Origin of the sequence: Reyranella sp. (assembly GCF_030651995.1) — a bacterium.
Classification (GTDB): Bacteria; Pseudomonadota; Alphaproteobacteria; order Reyranellales; family Reyranellaceae; genus Reyranella.
Window position 1 is genome coordinate 15,484 of record NZ_JAUSBN010000042.1, and the last position, 18,054, is coordinate 33,537.

The window sequence follows — 18,054 nt, forward strand, 5'->3', positions numbered from 1 at the left end:
GACGTCAGCCGCCGGTGAAGGGCGGGAAGAAGGCGATTTCGCGCGCGCCGGCGAGCTTCACGTCGAAGGTCGCGGTGCGCTGATCGACGGCGGCCCCGAACGCCGCGCCTTCGGCGAGCGCCTCGGCATGGCCCGGGCTGCGGCTGCGCAGCCAGACGACCAGATCGCCCACCGTGTCGATCCCGTCGGGCAGAGTCACCTCTTCTTCGGGAACACCGACGGTGCGCTTCATCCAGGCGAAATAGCGGATCTTCACTTCTGCCCGCCCGAGGATGGGGGGTCTTCCGCCATGTGGCGCAGGCCGGTGCGGAGATAGTCGTAGCCGGTGATGAGCGTGAGCGCCGCGGCGATCCAGATCAGCACGATGCCGGCCTGCGTGACCCAGTGCGCGGCGGAGTCGCCGACCAGCAGCGCGGCGATCGCCACCATCTGCACCGCCGTCTTCCATTTGGCGAGCGCGCTGACCGGCAGGCCGACCCGCAGTTCCGCGAGGAACTCGCGCAGGCCGGAGACCAGGATCTCGCGCGCGAGGATGATGAGGGCGGCCAGCACGTTCACGCCCGCCAGCGTGCTGTTGTCGACCAGCATGACCAGGGCAGCGGCGACCAGCAGCTTGTCGGCGATCGGATCGAGGAAGCGGCCGAAACGCGAGATCTGGTGGTAGCGCCGTGCGAAATAGCCATCGAACCAGTCGGTCACAGCGGCGGCCACGAACAGCGCCATGGACAGCCACTGCGCCCAGCCACGATCGAGCCAGAAGCAGGCCACGACCAGCGGAATCGCGACGATGCGCGAGAGGGTGAGCATGTTGGGAAGGTTGAACAGCATCGAACCTGACATTACCGGCCGCCCCGGAAGTGGTCATGGATTTTCTGGGCGAGCGCGTCGGAGATTCCCGGCACCGACTTGATGTCTTCCAGAGTCGCGCCCGAAACGGCGCGGGCGCTGCCGAAATGATTGAGCAGCGCACGCTTGCGGCCGGCGCCGATGCCCGGCACCTCGTCGAGCGCCGAGCGTGTCATGTCTGCCGCACGGCGCGTGCGGTGAGTGCCGATCGCAAAGCGATGCGCCTCGTCCCGCAGCCGTTGCAGGAAGTAGAGAACCGGATCGCGCGGCTCGAGCGAGAAGGGCGGCCTGCCGGCCATGAAGAAGCGCTCGCGGCCCGCATCGCGGTCCGGCCCCTTGGCGATGCCCACCAGGGCGATGTCCTCGAGGCCCAGTTCGGTCATCACCTGGCGGACCGCTTCGAGCTGGCCCTGGCCGCCGTCGATCAGGAGCAGGTCCGGCCAATGCTCGTCGTCGCGCTCGGGGTTCTCCTTCAGCGCGCGGCCGAAGCGGCGGGTCATCACCTCGCGCATCATCGCGAAGTCGTCGCCCGCAGCACCTTCGGTCTTGATGTTGAACTTGCGGTAGGCGTTCTTGTTGAAGCCCTCCGGGCCCGCCACGATCATGGCGCCGATCGCCGCCGTGCCCTGGATGTGGCTGTTGTCATAGACCTCGATGCGCTCGGGCGCCGCGTCGAGCCCGAACACGCGGGCCACGCCCTCGAGCAGGGTGCGCTGCGTGCCCCGTTCGGCCATGCGGCGGCCCAGCGCCTCGCGGGCATTGTTCACCGCCTGGTCGAGCGCATCCTTCTGGTCGCCGCGCTTGGGCTGGCGGATCTCGACCTTGTGGCCAGCCGACAGAGCGAGGGCGCTTTCCATGAGCTCGCGCTCGGGGACATCGTGGCTGGTCAGAATCAGCTTCGGCGCCTGCCGGTTCTCATAGAACTGGCCCATGAACGCCTCCAGTACCGGGCCCTCGTCGAGTTCCCGGGCGTGGCTGGGGAAATAGGCGCGGTTGCCGAGATTCTGGCCGGCCCGCAGGAAGAAGACCTGGACGCAGATCTGCCCGCCTTCGGCGTGGGCCGCGAAAATATCGGCTTCGTCGATCGACGGCAGGCTGATCGACTGGTGCGACTGGATCTGGGCCAGCGCGCGAATGCGGTCGCGCAGAATGGCGGCGCCTTCGAATTCGAGATTGGCCGAGGCCTGCTCCATGCGCTTCGACAGGGTCTGCTGGACCTCGCGGTTGCGCCCGCCCAGGAAACCCCGGACGTCGTCGACGATGGCGTCGTATTCCGGCTTCTCGATGCGGCCGACGCAGGGCGCCGTACAGCGCTTGATCTGATACTGCAGGCAGGGGCGCGTGCGGGTCGAGAAGACGCCATCCGAGCAGGAGCGCAGTGGAAAGGCGCGCTGCAGCGCGTAGAGCGTGCGGTTGACGGCGGTGGCCGACGCGAACGGCCCGAAATACTCGTTAGCCGGACCGCGCGTCCCGCGATGCTTGGCGAGCTGCGGCCAGTCGGTGTCGCGACGGATCACGATGTAGGGAAACGATTTGTCGTCGCGCAGCAGCACGTTGAAGCGCGGCATGAAGCGCTTGATCAGGTTGTTCTCGAGAAGCAGCGCCTCGGCTTCGCTGTCGGTGACGGCGAATTCCATGGTCCGCGTTGCCGAGACCATGCGGATCAGGCGCGTCGCCAGCCGGGTCGGCTGGGTATAGGCGGCCACCCGGCTGCGCAGCGAGCGCGCCTTTCCGACGTACAGAACCTCGCCGTCGGCCGCGATCATGCGGTAGACGCCCGGCTTGCGCGGCAGGGTCCGCACGAAGTCCGCGATGATCCGCATTCCGTCAGAAAGCGAACCCTCGCTGGGGGGCAGGTCGATGTCGGTTTGGTCGGTCATCTGGGACGCGGAAAATGGCCCCGCACCGTCGTCTGCACAAGGCAGTCGGGCGCATGTGGGGAAGTCTGTGCAGAAGCCGTACGTCCTCCGGCCGTTACGCCAGCGTCACTGTATTGACTCAATGTAGGAGGGGTGGCAGTCGCCCGCCACCCCTCGTTCAACCCTATGTTATATTTGCCTTTTTGACCGCTCTGGCTCGAGTGAGAAAACGCTGGCTAACCCTTTTGTTCCCTTTTCGATCCAATCGGCCGCAGCGCTTCGATATGTGGATAAGTTCGGTGGCTTTACAACACCGACAACATGCGCCCGACGAGCGGATGGCGGACCACGTCTTCCTGAGTGAGCCGCACCACGGCGACGTCGTCGAGCCCGTCCAGCCGGGTCCCGATCGAAGCCAGACCGGACAGTTCCGGCAGCAGGTCGGTCTGGTCCGGATCGCCGGTCATCACCATCGTGGAGTGCCAGCCCAGCCGGGTCAGCAGCATCTTGAGCTGGCCATAGGTACAGTTCTGGGCCTCGTCGATCAGGACGAAGGCATTGTTCAGCGTCCGCCCGCGCATGAAGGCCACCGGGGCGATCTCGATCGTGCCATCTTCGAGGTGCTGGGCGAGACGCTTGGGCCCCATCCGGTCGTTGAGCGCATCCCACAGCGGGCGCAGGTAGGGATCGAGTTTCTCGCGCATGTCGCCCGGGAGAAATCCCAGGTTCTCGCCGGCTTCCACGGCCGGCCGCGACAGCACGATCCGCGAGACCGTGCCGCTCTCCAGGGCTTCGACGGCGGCGGCGATCGCCAGGTAGGTCTTGCCGGTGCCGGCGGGACCGAGCGCCACGGTAAGGGGTTTGCTGTCGATGGCCTCCATCAGGACCCGTTGGTTGTCGCTCCTCGGCCGGATCTTCTTGATGTAGCTCTGGTCTCGGTCATTGGCCGGAGTGTGGTCGAAGACGACGCTGTGAATACGGGCGCTGTCGATGGCGTGCAGCTTGGCTCGGCGTGCGGCGCGTTTGGCCATATTCATACTCCGGTGTCATGGTCAGGGGAGTGGAACCGATCGCCCAAAACAAAAACGCCCCCGGCGAGCGGAGGCGTTGGCGATCGATGGTCTGACTGAAGGGTGAGGTCGATAGGGCACGCGGTGGATGTTCCACCGGTGAACCAGTTTCCGTCGGGGGACATGTCCTCGAACGGATAAAAACCCTCCCTCAGTTACCGAAGAAAGCGTAGCCGCAATACAGCCCTTCAGCCACCATATTTATGGGCTGTCGCCGAAAATTAACCCCAGGGAAAGCAATCCGTCTTCAACGACGGTGGACCAGCCGACCGGCGACATAGGTGGCCTGGACCGCCCGGTCGTCGCCCAGGATCATCTGGACGAAGAGCTGTTCGGCGAAGTCGCGGGCCTCGTCCATGCGGAAGGCGATCAGGGGCGTGGAGCGCATGTCGAGCACCACGAGATCGGCTTCCATGCCGGGGGCGATGCTGCCAACCTTGTCTTCGAGATGCAGGGCCGCCGCCGAGCCGCGCGTGGCGAGGTAGTAGGCATGGGCGGCCGACAGGGGGTGGCGATTGAGCTGCGAAGCCTTGTAGGCCTCGTTGAGCGTCTGCAGGATCGAGAAGGACGTGCCGGCGCCGATATCGGTCCCGAGACCGACGCGGACGGGGCGGTCGGCGTGCTTGGCGCGCGCAATGTCGAACACGCCGCTGCCCAGGAAGAAGTTCGAGGTCGGGCAGTGGGAGATCGCGGCATCGGCGGCATGCAGACGCTGCAGCTCGTCGTCGCCCAGCCAGATGCCATGGCCGAACACTGCGCCCCGGCCACACAGCCCGTGGTGATCGTAGACGTCGAGATAGTTGCCGCGGTCCGGGAACAGTTCCCTGATCCAGGCGACCTCGGCCTCGGTCTCCGCGATATGCGTCTGCATCAGACAGTCGGGATGCTCGCGCCACAGCGCGCCGGCGGCGGCGAGCTGCTCGGCCGAACTCGTGCCGGCGAAGCGCGGCGTGATGGCATAGAGCAGGCGCCCGCGCCCGTGCCATTTGCGGATCAGGGCCAACGAGTCGTCGTAACCCGACTGGGCGCTGTCGCGCAGCCCGTCCGGCGCATTGCGGTCCATCAGCACCTTGCCGGCCGCGAGTCGCAGGCCGAGCGCTTCCGCCTCCTCGAACAGGATGTCAGCAGAGTGGGGATGCACGGAGCAGTAGACGCAGCTCGTCGTGACTCCGTTGCGCAGGTTCTCCTGCAGGAAGGCCCGCGCCACGCGCCGCGTGTAGGCGCGGTCGGCGAACTTCAGCTCGGCCGGGAAGGTGTAGCGTTCGAGCCAGTCGAGGAGCTGCGCTCCGTGACTCGCGATCATCGGCGTTTGCGGGAAATGCACGTGGGTGTCGATGAAGCCCGCGGAGATCAGCGCATCCCTGCCGAAGTCCCGGATCTCCGTTCCGGCCGCCAGCAGCGGGGCGACGCGCGCGGCCGGTCCGAAGTGCGTGATGCGCCCGTCCTCCATCGCCACGATCGCATCGGGCTCGTGGACGAGCGTCCGCTCGAGTCCGTCGCGGAACGGATCGCCGGTGAAGGTGAGGGCGGGGCCGCGCAGGGCGGTCGGTCGGGCAGCAGAAGACATCAAGGCAACGTTCGCACCGAACGGCAAAGCGGGGAAGGGCTGTGCTACAGGGGACGCCTGCAACGGGAGATTCGGCGATGAGTGAGATCGTGTGGCGCGGCATGACGCGGGCTGAACTCGACAAGGCCTACGACAATACCAATGCGGTCGCCGATTCAGGCCTGCGCCGCGACGGCTGGATCGAGCGCAGCGAACGCTTCCGGGCGTGCCACGCCGAGGGGCTCGACCTCGCCTACGGCCCACGGCCCCGCAACAAGCTCGACCTGTACCGCTGCGGCGCGGCCAAGGCGCCGCTGTTCGCCTTCATCCATGGCGGCTACTGGCAGCGCAACGCCAAGGAGGTCTTCGCCTGCATGGCCGAGGGACCGCTCGCGAACGGGATGGACGTCGCGTTCCTGGGCTACACCCTGGCGCCCGAGGCCACCCTGTCGGCCATCGTCGAGGAAATTGCCGAAGCGGTGCGCTGGCTGCGCCGGGAAGGGCCGCGTCATGGTGTGGCGCAGGACCGGCTGGTCGTGTCGGGCTGGTCGGCGGGCGGCCATCTCACGGCGACGACGTTGACCATGGACGAGGTCGATGCCGGACTTGCCATCAGCGGCGTCTACGACGTCGAGCCCTGCCGGCTGAACTATCTCAACGAAAAACTGAACCTCACGGCGGAGGAAGCGGCGCGCACGAGCCCGCTCCTGCATCTGCCGAAGAAGAGCGCCCCCGTCGTGTTGGCGTATGGCACTGCCGAGCTGCCGGAACTGCAGCGCCAGTCGGTGGCCTATCACGAGGCGCGTCGCGAGGCGGGTCTCGCGAGCGAGTTGTTGCCGCTCGCCGGACTCAACCACTTCTCCATCATGGATGAACTCGAGGCGCGCGGCGGGGCGCTCGCGCGGGCGGCCGCGGGTCTCGCGTTTCCGTCCGCTTCCTGACGAAAGCGAGGCATTTTCCAGGCGGCCATGCGCTTCGCGCCGCATCCTACGGCGCGGCGTCACATTCCTTTTCCGGGCGGTGGAATGTTAGGTTGATCGCTCTGGAGGTGAGGCAATGAACGTCGATCGAGAGGCAGCTGGCGCTGCCCCGAAAGGCGAGCGAGAGCTCCGTTCGAAAACGACAGGTTGGGTGGCGCGCATCGTCCTGGTGACCGCATCGGTCCTGGTGTCGCTGGCGCTGCTCGAAGGGGGGTACCGGCTGGTGCTGTGGGGTCCCGAGGGGCTCGCGAACTGGCCCAACCTCGCTCACCAGCGCATGGGAATCGGCCCCGGCGGTGAAAGATGCCAGTACGTCTACAATGCGGAGATCGGGTGGACGTCGCCGGCAAACTGCGTGTCGGGCGCCTACAACTCCGATGCCGACGGTTTCCGCCGCTCATCTCCCCAGGCGTCCCTCGCCGAACCTTCCATCCTCGTCACCGGCTCGTCGTTCGCCAAGGGCGACGAGGTCAACGACAACGAGGCCTGGCCCGCCTATCTGCAGGACATGGTCGGCCGGAAGGTGGTGAACGCGGGCGTCAGCGGATATGCGTTCGACCAGATGGTGCTCAGCACCGAGCAACTCGTCCCGAAGGTAAAGCCGCTTTTCGTCATCGCCAGTTTCACGCCCGGCGATATCAGGCGGGCCGAACTGAAGGTCGCCTGGAGTCGCGAGAAGCCTTACTTCACGGTGAAGGCCGGAAAGCTCGATCTGCACAACGTGCCGGTCCCCGGAAAGCCCGGCGAGCCGATCCGCTTCCCCGTGGCGGCCGAGTGGCTCGGGCGCTCGGCATTGGCGGAACTCGTGATGGAACGGCTCCGGGTGCAGCGGGGCTGGTATTTCAGTGAGGTTCGGGGGGCCCCGGCCGGCACCGGCGAGGCGATTGCCTGTCAGCTGATGCCGCGGCTCGCTGCCCTCGGCGTACCGGTGGTCGTCATGGCGCAGTACAGCCGCGGTTACTGGAAGGACAATGGGCTGTACGGCACGGCAGATCACCGCGCCGTCCGGAGGGTGCTGGGGTGTGCGGCCGCGGCGGGGCTCATCCCGTTCGATCTCGCAGACACGTTGAAGGCGGCCGTCGACACAGGCGGTGCTGACGCGCTCTACCGCTCCGATCACCATTCGGCCGAGGGCAATCGCGTGGTGGCGGACCTCGTGATGCGCGAACTCGTCAACCGGCGGCTCCTGACGCAGATGGCGGATCGGTGACTCCGGTGGCGTCAGTTTCATCGCGGCGCGACCGCAGGAGCCATGAGAGGCGCAAAGCATAACGCCCTTCCCGCCCCTGATTTCAAGGCGACCGGAAGCTCCCGAACTCGCAAAAGTGAGAAGTGTTCGCGATTGCAGCCGCCGCCGCGATGTGGCTTTTATGGCTTGTCTACCCGAAATCCTGCATTTGGTCTGAAGTTTGACAAGTGGTGGCCAGCGTAAATGTTCGAACGGATGCTGCGAGCTTTGGCGCGACACGCTCATCGTCCTGTCAAGATACTTCCAGTCGTGGCCTGCGTGCCAGGCGCTGATGTCTGGTTTCTTCGTTTTACGTTCGCGTTCCTCTCGCATCTCCGGCAGGGTGGCCATGTCGTCGACCGGCTGAGCGGACAGTGCATCGGTGATCCTGCAGGTCCATCGTTCAACTTCGACCATGTGAGCGGGGGACCGCTTCTCTGGGCGCCCGATCTGGTACCCTCGCGCCACCTTTTTATCGGACATACGGTTTGTCCTGGATTCAACAGAATTTCGTCGGAATTCGACTGGTGGGCGAGCGCAGCGTTCTCTGCACCGGGTTATGACTATCTCCACGATGGAGTGAATTACGGACATGTGCCGGTCGATCTGGGGCCGCACGCCTTTGTTCCGGCGTCTGTCGGCGATGTGGACGCCGCGGCCTGGACTCACACCGGGCAGCGCATGGTCTTCGTCTACTGCGACCCTATCGAGCAAGCCGTGGGCGGTTTCAGCTACATCCGGAATCAAGCGCGCTCGGCCCGCAGCCAAATCGGCGAACGACCGCCAGCAGATTGGCCGTTCCATGAGTATTTGTTTCAGCGTGCGCTACCCTCTTACGCCAAAATATTCGTTTCCTATCAGGCCATGGCGCAGGCGGTGCCAGGCGCGGTCCACATCGTGGGAGAAGACGCGTTGCGAGCGGAGCCCGCTCGCATCCTGTCTTCCGTCTTGTCGCACCTGAACCTTGATCATTGGCAATCGGCCATGATCGACGCCGTTGTCCACCTGTCGCGGCGCGAGCACGTCATGGCAATCGAGAGTGAGTTCGGGCTGAGCCTGATCCGTTCCCGCGGCAGCCGCAAGACGGCGACATGGTCCGTGCCGGAGACGGTCGTCAGGGCCGCCAGGGATCCGAGCCTGCGGCGCGAAGCCTTGACCTTGCTGGCTTCGATGGGCGTGAACACGGCGTACTTCCGAGCAACGCTACCATCGCCGTTTCAAGCGGATGCCGCCGCCACTGGTGGCGCATAGTCACGTTCAATGGTGTACCACTGCATCGTACGGATGAGAGGCCTCAAGGCAGGACATCCGGTCACCGTCGTTCATTGGCGGGGCTGATGCCAGGATTCTGGCATGGCCTTCGCAGGGGCATGGTTGGATTCGTCGCCTGGGTGGGGAGGATGTCGTGAAGCAGAACATTGTGGTTGCGACGCATCACAAGACCGGCACCGTCTGGATGTCCACAGTGTTCAAGGCGATTGCTCGCAGGCTGAACGCAAACTACGTCGACTTCTGGTCGCACTATGGACGGCTGGATCGCGTCCTGAAGACGCCCTTCATTCTCATGAATCACAACTCGATATTCTCGCAGCATGCGAAGGAGCTTCGCCGGGAAGATGTCCGAATCCTCCATCTCATTCGTGACCCGCGCGACGTGCTTATTTCGGCCATGCACTACCATAAGAATGCCGACGAGCCTTGGCTCCGTGAAAAGGTGTCAGGCAGCAAGGATGCCCCGTATCAGCAAAGGCTCAATTCGCTCGCGACACTCCACGAGCAATATCTGTTCGAGTTGGAGAACGCGACCGGCAGCACCATCGAAGCCATGCTCGATTGGCAGTATGACAGACCGAATTGCCTGGAGGTCCGTTACGAAGATCTGTGGGACGACCGGTCTATGTCTCTCTGGCGGCACATTTCATCTTTCTTGGGATTCGAAGGTTCCGAACAGGACGTGAGCCAGGAGTGTTTCTGGGAGAACTGTCTGTTCGGCAAGGCTTCCAGAGCCAATCGGCGTCATGCTCGTTCCGGCGAGGTGGCGCAGTGGAAGCGCGAGTTCACTCCGGAATTGGCACGGGCTTTCCTTTCCCGCTTTCCCGACGCCTTGCAGATGCTTGGATACGAGCATGGCGATCACTGGATCGAAAGCCTCACCGCATCCTCGATGCCCCAGGCACAAGCTTGTACGGCGACCTAGATTCGAGCTCGAGTGGTCAGACGTAATTCCGTCGAAAGCCGAGTCCGGCGGCACAACGAAGAGCGAGAACTGCCGAGATGAGGCCCACAAGGCCGCGGCGTTATCTCCCCTGAACTGTTCCGCCCACCTGCTGGCAACCGCAACCAGGCACGGGCGTTCCTGTGGTGACGCACTCCCTACATCACAGGTTAATCATGAAAATTAAGGCAATTCTGCTCGCGTGCGGCTTGGGCGGCGGGCTCCTGGCTCCCGCCGCGATGGCCGGAGCGCCGCAAGGCGTCTGGCTGATCGACGGGGAGGCCGCGGTTCAGATATTCGATTGTGAGGGGATGCTCTGTGGCCGGGTCCTCTTTTTGGAAGCGCCGGATGATCCTCAGGGTGCACTCAAGCGCGACAAGAGAAATCCCGATCAGGCGCTGCGCGAGCGCGAACTCTGCGGACTTGACGTCATCTGGGGCTTGCGGCCTACCGGGTCCGACAACTGGGACGGCGGCCGCTTCTACAACCCCGACAGCGGCCAAACCTACGACGTGAAGATGACACTCACGGCGCCTGATACACTCGAGGCACGCTTCTATCAGGGCGCTTCATTTCTTGGCCAAACCAAGATGCTGAGTCGCATCGCACGTGGCACTTCGAAAGGTTGGTGCTGAGGTCGGCCGGAGGTGGTTTTCGTATGCCGCCATCGACCCTCGAACAATCCAGCCACTCCGGTAGAGGGGTGTGCGGGCCGCGGCCGCGCCGCTCGAGAGAGCCGCAAGGCATCATCCGAAACGAGCCTTGACCAGGAGCCAGCATGATCGAACATCTCCCGCCCCCAACGCGTGGGTGCGAGCGAACGTCCATCAGCGTCGCGCTGCGTCGCGGTGTTTGGCAGGTACTGCTCAACCGGGTCTTCTACGGCGACTATCTCAACCAGCAGGATGCGTTGGCTGCCGCGCGGGGGCTGGCGACGGCGAGATCCGAAATGTCGTGAAGTACGCGGCGGTCGTCCGTTATGGGATGCCTTTCGGTTACGCTACTGCTGGGCCGAGGCCCATTGTCTATCCTTGTCGGACGGGTCCCGGAGCGTTAAAGCTGCGACGTCGAGCGTGGTTTAGTTCGGATGAGGCGACCGAACAGCAAGAGCGGGCCGTTCGGCTACGTCCCGTTTCACGAATTTGCGCGCCCCCCGGAACCTTTTACCCGCTGTCCCCTTCGTACGGTGACCCTGCCTTCCGGCATCGTCTGTTTTTCCTGGGGTTGGCCTCTTGGACGCGAACCCCGAAAGCGGAGCATGCCTCATGGTCGAGTTGCGTAGTCTGGATCCGGAATCAACGGCTCTCAGCCTGATGCTCGCGGTGATCGCGTCCTCCAATACCCCACTTCTACTGCTCGATGGCGACTTGCGTGTCATTGCCGCCAGTACTTCCTTTTGCCGAGCTTTCCAGCTCGAACCCGCAAGCGTTCCGAAAAGCCAGTTCTCTGGCTTGGGACGTGGCGAATGGAATGTGCCCCAGCTCATGTCTCTGCTCGAAGGAACCGCTTCGGGAGCAGCGGAGGTCCATGCGTATGATTTCGATCTCAAACGGGAGGGGCAGGCTCCCCGACTGCTGGTGATGAATGCTCACAAGCTCGATTACGTCGACAAGGAGCAGATCCGTCTGCTGCTGGCGGTGGCTGATGTAACCGAGGCTCGGGCCAGCGAAAAGCTCAAGGACAACCTTCTGCGCGAGAAGGCCATCCTCTTGCAGGAAGTCCAGCACCGCGTCGCGAACAGTCTGCAGATCATTGCCAGCATCCTCATGCAGAGCGCGCGGAAGGTGCAATCGGACGAAACCCGTGGACACCTCCACGACGCCCATAGCCGGCTGATGTCCATTGCCGCCGTCCAGAAGCATCTCGCGGCGTCACGGTTGGGGGAAGTCGAGATTCGCACCTATCTCGTCCAGCTGTGCAAGAGCCTCGGCGCATCGATGATTTTCGACCCCAAGGCACTGTCGATCGAAGTCATCGTCGACGAAAGCACCACGAATGCCGACGTTTCGGTCAGTTTGGGGTTGGTGGTCACTGAGCTGGTGATCAACGCGCTCAAACACGCGTTCCCGGGGCATCGCGCCGGGGCGATCGTCGTTCGATACAGCTCTCAAGGGCCCAACTGGACGCTGTCGGTCGGCGACAACGGGGTCGGAATGCCCGCCGAACCGTACAGCGGCAAGCCCGGCCTCGGCACTAATATCGTTGAGGCCCTGGCAAAGCGTCTGGAAGCCGAAGTCGAGATTTCGGACGCACACCCGGGCACTCTCGTCTCGATCGTCCACGTGGAGCCTGCGCCCGATGGGGCGGGGCAGAGCACCTGATGGCTCACAGCGCATCCCCGCCCGCTGGCGGCACCGTCGTATTGGTCGTCGAAGACAACCATCTCATCCTGATGAGTGCCCTCGATCTCGTTGCGACGGCTGGTTACGAAGGCGTCGGTGCCGCGAACGCCGATGAGGCCATTGCCATCCTGGAAAAGCGGGCGGATGTGAAACTGGTTTTCACTGACATTGAAATGCCCGGCACAATCGACGGGGTGAAGCTCGCCCATTACATCCGGAACCGCTGGCCGCCCATTCATCTGATCGTGGCCTCCGGGAGGGATATCCTCGATGAGAGTCAGCTTCCGACCGGGTCGAAGTTTTTCTCCAAACCCTACGACAACACCACGATCGTCGAGGAGATGGGGCGAATGCTTGCTGCAATCGACGCTGGCAAGCCCGTCCCCTAGGAATTGCGAGCCGATCACCGGGCGGCAGGCCTTGCAGGCGTCGCGGGCGAGCTGCTGACGCCAAATAGCTGGGGAAAGTCTCAAAGGGACGAGCCAGGCTAGCAGATAAGTTGACCGGCAGTTTGTTCTGTAAGGCGGGTCTGTAAAGCGCCAGTCATGACCAAGAAGCCGACCGCCTTTGTCGCTATCACGGCTAGCCGCGCTTCCGCGTCGCCTCCGACATGTCCTGGACCCAAAGTCCCAAACTTAACCTCTGTGATCATGCAGTAGGTGACGAGTGTTTCATAAAGGCAGTGGTGCTGCGCTATCAGCACGGCTCAAAGCCGCCTTGTCGACGCCCATCAACGCTTCCTCGATGACTCGCTTCGCTCCCCATCATGGCGGCAATGGCGCCGCTGACGGCCGGGCTGGCGCTCGACGCCCACATCATCGCGCACATGATCACCGACGACGTCGCTCGCAGGCGCGGTCGCAGCCGCCGTGTGCGTCGTGCTCGCGCTCCTCTGGTTCCAGCTACCGTGGCTCGGCCGCTAGCGTTGAATTTTCAAGGGCACACCGTGAAATCTCGCACCGCGGGCGAATCTTGACGGCCGGATAACGCACCTTTAATTCTTCGGGCGGCTCTGGCGCGGGGTGCGTGCGAGTCGCTAACCTTCTTGAGTTTCGCTGCTCGACACGCATGCAAGGCGACATGCTTTCCAGGGGTGGTCAATGCCTTGGTGTGTCCGGTCTTTTGGCCCCCGTGTTCGCGCCGGGCTTCTTTGCCTGGTGCTGCTCGGCGCAGGGACCGTCGGCGTCGCGCAGGAAGGCGGCAATTATGCCAACCAGAATCTGAGCGGCCGCGATTATTCTGGCCGCGTGCTGAACGGTGCGGATTTCAGCGGCGCGAAGCTTCGCGGCGCCAATCTTCGCGGCGCAAGCCTCAAGCGCGCCACTCTTGTGGGCGCGGACCTGTCCGGCGCCAACCTGGCGGGTGCCGACCTCAGCGAAGCCGACCTCCGCGGCGCGCTCGGCGCGCTTGCCGTCGACAACGTGAACCTGACCGGCGCCAATCTCGCCGGGGTGGAGCTTAGAGGATCGCTCTCGGCCACGAAGCTCCAGAACGCCAATCTCGCTGGCGCCAATCTTGCCAACGCGCTCGCCACCGGCCGTGTCGATCTGTCGGCCGCGACCTACGACGACAGCACGAAGTGGCCGAAAGGCCTCGATCCACGGGCCGCCGGGGCCAAGCTGGCGGCCCCGCCGGCGCCGACAGCCGTTGCCGGCGCCCCGACAAACGACCGAGTCGAATTGTCGGAGCGCCCCGGAGTGGCGGCGACTCGGCCTCCTGAATCGACACTATCGGCAGGCCCGCCGACGACGCCCGGGGCGACAGGAAAGAACCTGCGCGGGCAGTCGTTCGCCCATCAACAGCTCGTCAATGCTGCGTGGGACAACGCTGATCTGGAGGGCGCCGACCTGACCTTCACCAACCTGCGAGGATCGACGCTCCGGGAGGCAAATCTCCGCGGCGCTACACTTAGGAACACGAATTTCGGCGGGGCCGACCTCTCCGGCGCGGACCTGCGCGGAGCCGATCTGTTCGGCGCCAAGTTCGTCGATGCGAAGTTGAGAGGCGCCAAGCTCGAGGAACAGGATCTGTTCCTGGCCGGAGCAACCGTGTTCTACGAGAAGATCAAGGATCTGCCATTCGGCCTGCGCGAGTACGCCACCGGCCTCGCCGCGCCCGACCGCCACAACGGCCGCCTGACCTTCCAGCGCGCCGACCTGCGCCATGCGCGCATCGTCGGGAATGTCGACGGCGTCGATTTCCGCGGCGCCGACCTGCGCGGCGCCGACCTCCGGCTGGTCGACAATCCCGAGGGGGCGATTTTCCAGGGCGCGGTTTACGACAGTCGCACCCGCTGGAAGATCAATCCCGACCAGATGCGCGCCCGCCGCGGCGAGGACATCCCGATCACCGTGAAGTGGTTCGTGGGCGACTGGATCATCGACACCCGTCGCGAGGGCGAACCCGTCGCCGCGAATCTCGGGCTCCTCAAGCTCGCCCGCGACGGGGGCTTCACCTGGAACCCGGGCGAGGGCCAGGGCGAGCGGATCGAGGGACGCTGGACGGCGCAGGCGGCGATCGAGCAAGCGGGCGCGCCGAAGCTCACGCTCGAGCGGGGCGAGCTTGGCACCGACTGGGTCGCGGCCACCGGCGGAGCCGACGAGTTGGTGCTGCAGAGCCAGGACGGCACGCGCAAGCGTTTTGCTTTCAGGGACGATCCGGCAGCGGGCTCGCGCTAACGCGCGCGCCACCGACAAACTCGAACGAGGAGAAAGTAGTCGATGAAGCTGGCAAGACGACCCGCCGTTGCGGTGGCCCTCGGCACCCTCGCGCTGCTCGTCTCGCTAACGGCCTTCGCGCAGGACCGGAGCTTCAAGGACCAGGATCTCGCCCGCAAGGATTTCCGCGGGCAGCGGCTCGACGGCGCTGATTCCTCCGGCGCCACGCTCGGCAACGTCGATTTCACCAGGGCGAGTCTGCGCGGCGCCAATTTCCAGGACGCCGACATCCGCGGCACGATCTTCACCGGGACCGATCTCATCGGCGCGGACCTGCACAACAGCGTCGGGCCCTTCACCGCCGTCAACGAGACCAACTTCAGCAACGCCAACTTCGAAGGTCTCGACATCAACAACACCTATCTCTACGCGTCGAATGTCCGCGGCGCCACGGCTCTCCATTCGGACGAGGGCATGTTCGTCGGCGCGATCTACGACGACGGCGCGAACTGGCCGGACCGGGCCGACACGGCCAAGGCACGCGCCAAGCGCGCCCTGTAGCGCATCACAACCGATCTCAGGAATAGGAGAGCAAGTCGATGAAACTGCCAAGACGACAAGGGTTCTCGATGGCGCTGGGCGCGCTCATGCTGCTGGCATCCTCGAGAGTCTCCGCGCAAGGAAGGAGCTTCAAGGACCAGGACCTGGCCCGCAAGAACTTCCGCGAGCAGCAGCTCGACGGTGCCGATTTCTCCGGCGCGACGCTCGGCAATGCGGACTTCAGCCGCGCCAGCCTGCGCGGCGCCAACTTCCAAGACGCCGATTTACGCAGCACGATGTTCAGCGGCGCCGATCTCACGGGTGCGGACCTGCGCAACAGCATCGGTCCGTTCATCGCCCCCGGCGAGACCAACTTCAGCAATGCCAACCTTGAGGGCCTCGATCTCAAGGACGCGCGCTTGTTTGCCCCCAATTTCCGCGGCGCCAATCTGCGCAACACCACCGGTTGGGGCTCGGTCACAAGAGGCAGCTTCCGCGGCGCCGACCTGCGTGGCGCGAATCTCCGTGGCGCCGAGGCGCTCCATCCGGACGAGAGCATGTTCGTGGGCGCGATCTACGATGACAACACGAGCTGGCCCGACTGGGCGGAGAAGGCAAAGGCGCGCGCCAAGCGCGCCCAATGAGGGCGCGAGCGAGAGTAAAGGTCGAGGCAAAAAACCGATGAGGAAGAGCATGAAACGGCGCGGCATCCAACGTCTGGCAGCGTGGCCCCTCGCCGGAGTGGCGATCGGCTCGGCTCTGGTCGCGCTGGCCGGGGGCATTGCCCAATCGCAGCCGGCGCCGCAGCCGCCCGCCGGGCCGGCGGTGGCGCCCCGGCCCGCCGATCCCGCGGGGGCTGCCGCAGCTGAGCGCAAGGCGCGCCTCGAGCAGCTTGCCCAGAGCAAGCAACGTAACGAAATCACGCCGATCGAGGACGAGGAGCTGGCCGATCTGCGGCGCCTCGACGAGCTGCAGCGCAAGGCCGACGCCACGCTGCAGGAGAAGGCGGAACTCGGCCGGCTGGTCCAGGCCGACGAGGTGCGCGCCGTCGAGCGCATGGCCGAGCGTCTGCGGCGCGAGCGGCGTATGGTCGAGTGCCAGGTGTTCGAGCGGGGCATCGAGCTGCTGCAGGACGAGCGCTCGCTCGAGCAGCGCAGGCTGGCGCGTGTGCACGCCGATAGGTCCCTCGTCCTCGACCGTCTCGACCGGGTTCAGGAAGACGTGCTGGCCGAGCACCGCCGGCTCGACGATCTCCAGGAAGCGATCAAGCTTGAGCAGCGTCGGCTGGTGCGCCTGCAGGACGAGCGGCGGAGCGAAATGAAGCGTCTGGAGCAGGTCGTCGAGCAAAGAAAGGCGGCCGAGCGCGCCCCGCCCGCGAACGAGCCGCGCTGACCCCACGATCCGCCGTCGGCGCGCCGCGCGCCGACGAGTTCACCGCGCGTTGCGGCGCTCGGCCTCGCGCTGCAGGCGGAGGTTCTCGAGCCGCTGGTTCTCCAGCCGCTGTTCCTCCTTCTGAGTGTCGAGCCTGCGCTGCAAGGCGAGGCTCTCCTGGCGGTTGCGTTCCTGTTGCTGCTGGTAACGCAGGTTCTCTAGGCGCTGGTTCTCCACCTGCTGCTCGTGCTTCCGGGTTGCGTCGATGCGCTGCAGCCGCAAATTCTCGAGCCGCTGGTTCTCGATCTTGCGCTCCTGATCGAGGCGCTCGAGCCGCTGTGTCTCGATCCGCCGCTCGTTGTTGACGCGCTCGATGCGCTGGTTCTCGAGGCGCGTCGCCTCGCGCTGGGCCTCGCGGCGGCGCTCCTCCTGATCGTTGTCCCATTTCTGCTGCGCCTTGCGCTGCTCCTCCCTGCGCTGCACCTCGAGGTTCTCCTGGCGGATGCGCTCGGCCTTGCGGTCGGCCTCGCGGCGCTCCTCGATCCCGCGCCAGTAGGTGTCGTGGGCGTCGAAGCGGCTGATCGGCAAGCCAGCGGGCGCTGTGGGGGCAACGGTGGCACGGGCGGCCGACAGATTGTTCTGGCGGATGCGCTCCTGCTGCTGCTGGTACCTTATGTTCTCCAGCCGTTGATTCTCCTTGATCTGCTCCAGCCGCAAATTCTCCAGCCGCTGCGCTTCCTTCTGTCTTTCGATGCGCTGGTTCTCGATGCGCTGCTCCTGCTGCCGCTGCTCGAGTTTGCGGGTCTCCTCGCGCTGGGCTGCCTTCTGGCTCTCGACCCTGCGGTCGTAGGCCACCGCCTCGTCGCGCCGCTGCTGCTCCTTCTGCTGGTCGCGCATCGCGTCCTGGCGCTGCTGGTCGCGGATCGCCTGCTCGCGCGCCTCTTGCCGGCGCCGCTCTTCGCGCAGAGCCTCCTGGCGGGCCGCATCGCGCAGAGCCTGCGCCCGACTCTCCTCGGCCGCCCGCTCTGCCGCACGGTTCTCCTCGCGGATGATCTCGATCCTGTACTGGGATTGCTGGGCGAGGCTCGGCACGGTCGCCAGCAGCGTGAACGTCGCAAGGCCCGCCGCGAGAGCAGTTTGTGGCCTGAACATAAGGTGTCGCCCCCAACGCAATCGGTGAGCCCGGCGGCATCGATACCAAGCAGGCAAGGCGTCTTGCAAGATGCCGGACGGGGGCCGGATGTTGTGGGTGCCGCGACGACACGACCAAAATTCATCAACTAACGTTCGCAACACAGGGAGCCGGCACTGGACTCCCTGGCTGACAGGAAACTAAGTGAGTTTCGGTAAAAACAAGAACCGCGGTGGGCGATGCCTCGTACCGGCGGCGGCCTAAACCG

Annotated in this window: 18 protein-coding genes; 12 read left to right on the forward strand and 6 right to left on the reverse strand. The window is 64.9% G+C overall.

Annotated features, from left to right (window positions below; translation table 11 throughout):
- Positions 1 to 4 precede the first annotated feature (4 nt).
- The 5 genes from moaD to guaD form a co-directional block, all read right to left on the reverse strand.
- Entirely contained in the window at positions 5 to 256 is a 252-nt protein-coding gene (gene moaD / locus Q7V45_RS13140; protein ID WP_304852622.1) for a molybdopterin converting factor subunit 1, read from the reverse strand.
- Positions 253 to 840, reverse strand: coding sequence for a CDP-diacylglycerol--glycerol-3-phosphate 3-phosphatidyltransferase (pgsA, locus tag Q7V45_RS13145; RefSeq protein ID WP_304852624.1), 588 nt, complete (start codon positions 838 to 840; stop codon positions 253 to 255). Before pgsA ends, moaD begins: the two co-directional genes overlap by 4 nt.
- Positions 840 to 2,726 carry an excinuclease ABC subunit UvrC gene (gene uvrC / locus Q7V45_RS13150; RefSeq protein WP_304852625.1) on the reverse strand — a complete coding sequence of 629 codons (1,887 nt, stop codon included), beginning with the start codon at positions 2,724 to 2,726 and terminating at the stop codon, positions 840 to 842. Before uvrC ends, pgsA begins: the two co-directional genes overlap by 1 nt.
- Before the next feature lie 284 nt (positions 2,727 to 3,010).
- A complete protein-coding gene (locus Q7V45_RS13155; protein WP_304852627.1) occupies positions 3,011 to 3,736 on the reverse strand; it encodes a PhoH family protein in 726 nt (241 codons plus the stop codon).
- A 286-nt stretch (positions 3,737 to 4,022) separates the two neighbouring features.
- Entirely contained in the window at positions 4,023 to 5,342 is a 1,320-nt protein-coding gene (gene guaD / locus Q7V45_RS13160) for a guanine deaminase (RefSeq protein ID WP_304852629.1), read from the reverse strand.
- Positions 5,343 to 5,419: 77 nt separating this feature from the next.
- Here guaD and Q7V45_RS13165 point away from each other — a divergent pair, with 77 nt between their 5' ends.
- The 12 genes from Q7V45_RS13165 to Q7V45_RS13220 all read left to right on the forward strand — a co-directional run bounded on the left by Q7V45_RS13165 (position 5,420) and on the right by Q7V45_RS13220 (position 16,675).
- A complete protein-coding gene (locus tag Q7V45_RS13165; RefSeq protein ID WP_304852631.1) occupies positions 5,420 to 6,262 on the forward strand; it encodes an alpha/beta hydrolase in 843 nt (280 codons plus the stop codon).
- 190 nt (positions 6,263 to 6,452) lie between these two features.
- Positions 6,453 to 7,511, forward strand: coding sequence for a hypothetical protein (locus Q7V45_RS13170; RefSeq protein ID WP_304852633.1), 1,059 nt, complete (start codon positions 6,453 to 6,455; stop codon positions 7,509 to 7,511).
- Positions 7,512 to 7,733: 222 nt separating this feature from the next.
- A complete protein-coding gene (locus tag Q7V45_RS13175; protein WP_304852635.1) occupies positions 7,734 to 8,780 on the forward strand; it encodes a hypothetical protein in 1,047 nt (348 codons plus the stop codon).
- Positions 8,781 to 8,934: 154 nt separating this feature from the next.
- Positions 8,935 to 9,726, forward strand: coding sequence for a sulfotransferase domain-containing protein (locus tag Q7V45_RS13180; protein WP_304852637.1), 792 nt, complete (start codon positions 8,935 to 8,937; stop codon positions 9,724 to 9,726).
- A 194-nt stretch (positions 9,727 to 9,920) separates the two neighbouring features.
- Positions 9,921 to 10,379, forward strand: coding sequence for a DUF2147 domain-containing protein (locus Q7V45_RS13185; RefSeq protein ID WP_304852639.1), 459 nt, complete (start codon positions 9,921 to 9,923; stop codon positions 10,377 to 10,379).
- Between the two features lie 143 nt (positions 10,380 to 10,522).
- Entirely contained in the window at positions 10,523 to 10,702 is a 180-nt protein-coding gene (locus Q7V45_RS13190) for a hypothetical protein (RefSeq protein WP_304852641.1), read from the forward strand.
- Between the two features lie 307 nt (positions 10,703 to 11,009).
- Positions 11,010 to 12,065, forward strand: coding sequence for a sensor histidine kinase (locus Q7V45_RS13195; protein ID WP_304852644.1), 1,056 nt, complete (start codon positions 11,010 to 11,012; stop codon positions 12,063 to 12,065).
- On the forward strand, positions 12,065 to 12,475 hold the full coding sequence (locus Q7V45_RS13200; protein WP_304852646.1) for a response regulator: 411 nt from the start codon (positions 12,065 to 12,067) through the stop codon (positions 12,473 to 12,475). The genes Q7V45_RS13195 and Q7V45_RS13200 overlap by 1 nt, the downstream gene beginning before the upstream one ends.
- A gap of 768 nt (positions 12,476 to 13,243) precedes the next feature.
- The gene (locus Q7V45_RS13205; RefSeq protein ID WP_304852648.1) at positions 13,244 to 14,764 is read left to right on the forward strand and encodes a pentapeptide repeat-containing protein; all 1,521 of its coding nucleotides are present in this window, start codon (positions 13,244 to 13,246) and stop codon (positions 14,762 to 14,764) included.
- 42 nt (positions 14,765 to 14,806) lie between these two features.
- Positions 14,807 to 15,304 (forward strand): pentapeptide repeat-containing protein, encoded by a 498-nt coding sequence (locus Q7V45_RS13210; RefSeq protein ID WP_304852650.1) that lies wholly within the window; start codon positions 14,807 to 14,809, stop codon positions 15,302 to 15,304.
- A 68-nt stretch (positions 15,305 to 15,372) separates the two neighbouring features.
- Positions 15,373 to 15,927, forward strand: coding sequence for a pentapeptide repeat-containing protein (locus Q7V45_RS13215; protein ID WP_304852652.1), 555 nt, complete (start codon positions 15,373 to 15,375; stop codon positions 15,925 to 15,927).
- Positions 15,928 to 15,976: 49 nt separating this feature from the next.
- On the forward strand, positions 15,977 to 16,675 hold the full coding sequence (locus tag Q7V45_RS13220) for a hypothetical protein (protein WP_304852654.1): 699 nt from the start codon (positions 15,977 to 15,979) through the stop codon (positions 16,673 to 16,675).
- A 39-nt stretch (positions 16,676 to 16,714) separates the two neighbouring features.
- On the opposite strand, the gene Q7V45_RS13225 is transcribed toward Q7V45_RS13220, so the two are convergent.
- A complete protein-coding gene (locus tag Q7V45_RS13225) occupies positions 16,715 to 17,806 on the reverse strand; it encodes a hypothetical protein (RefSeq protein WP_304852656.1) in 1,092 nt (363 codons plus the stop codon).
- Between the last annotated feature and the right edge of the window lie 248 nt (positions 17,807 to 18,054).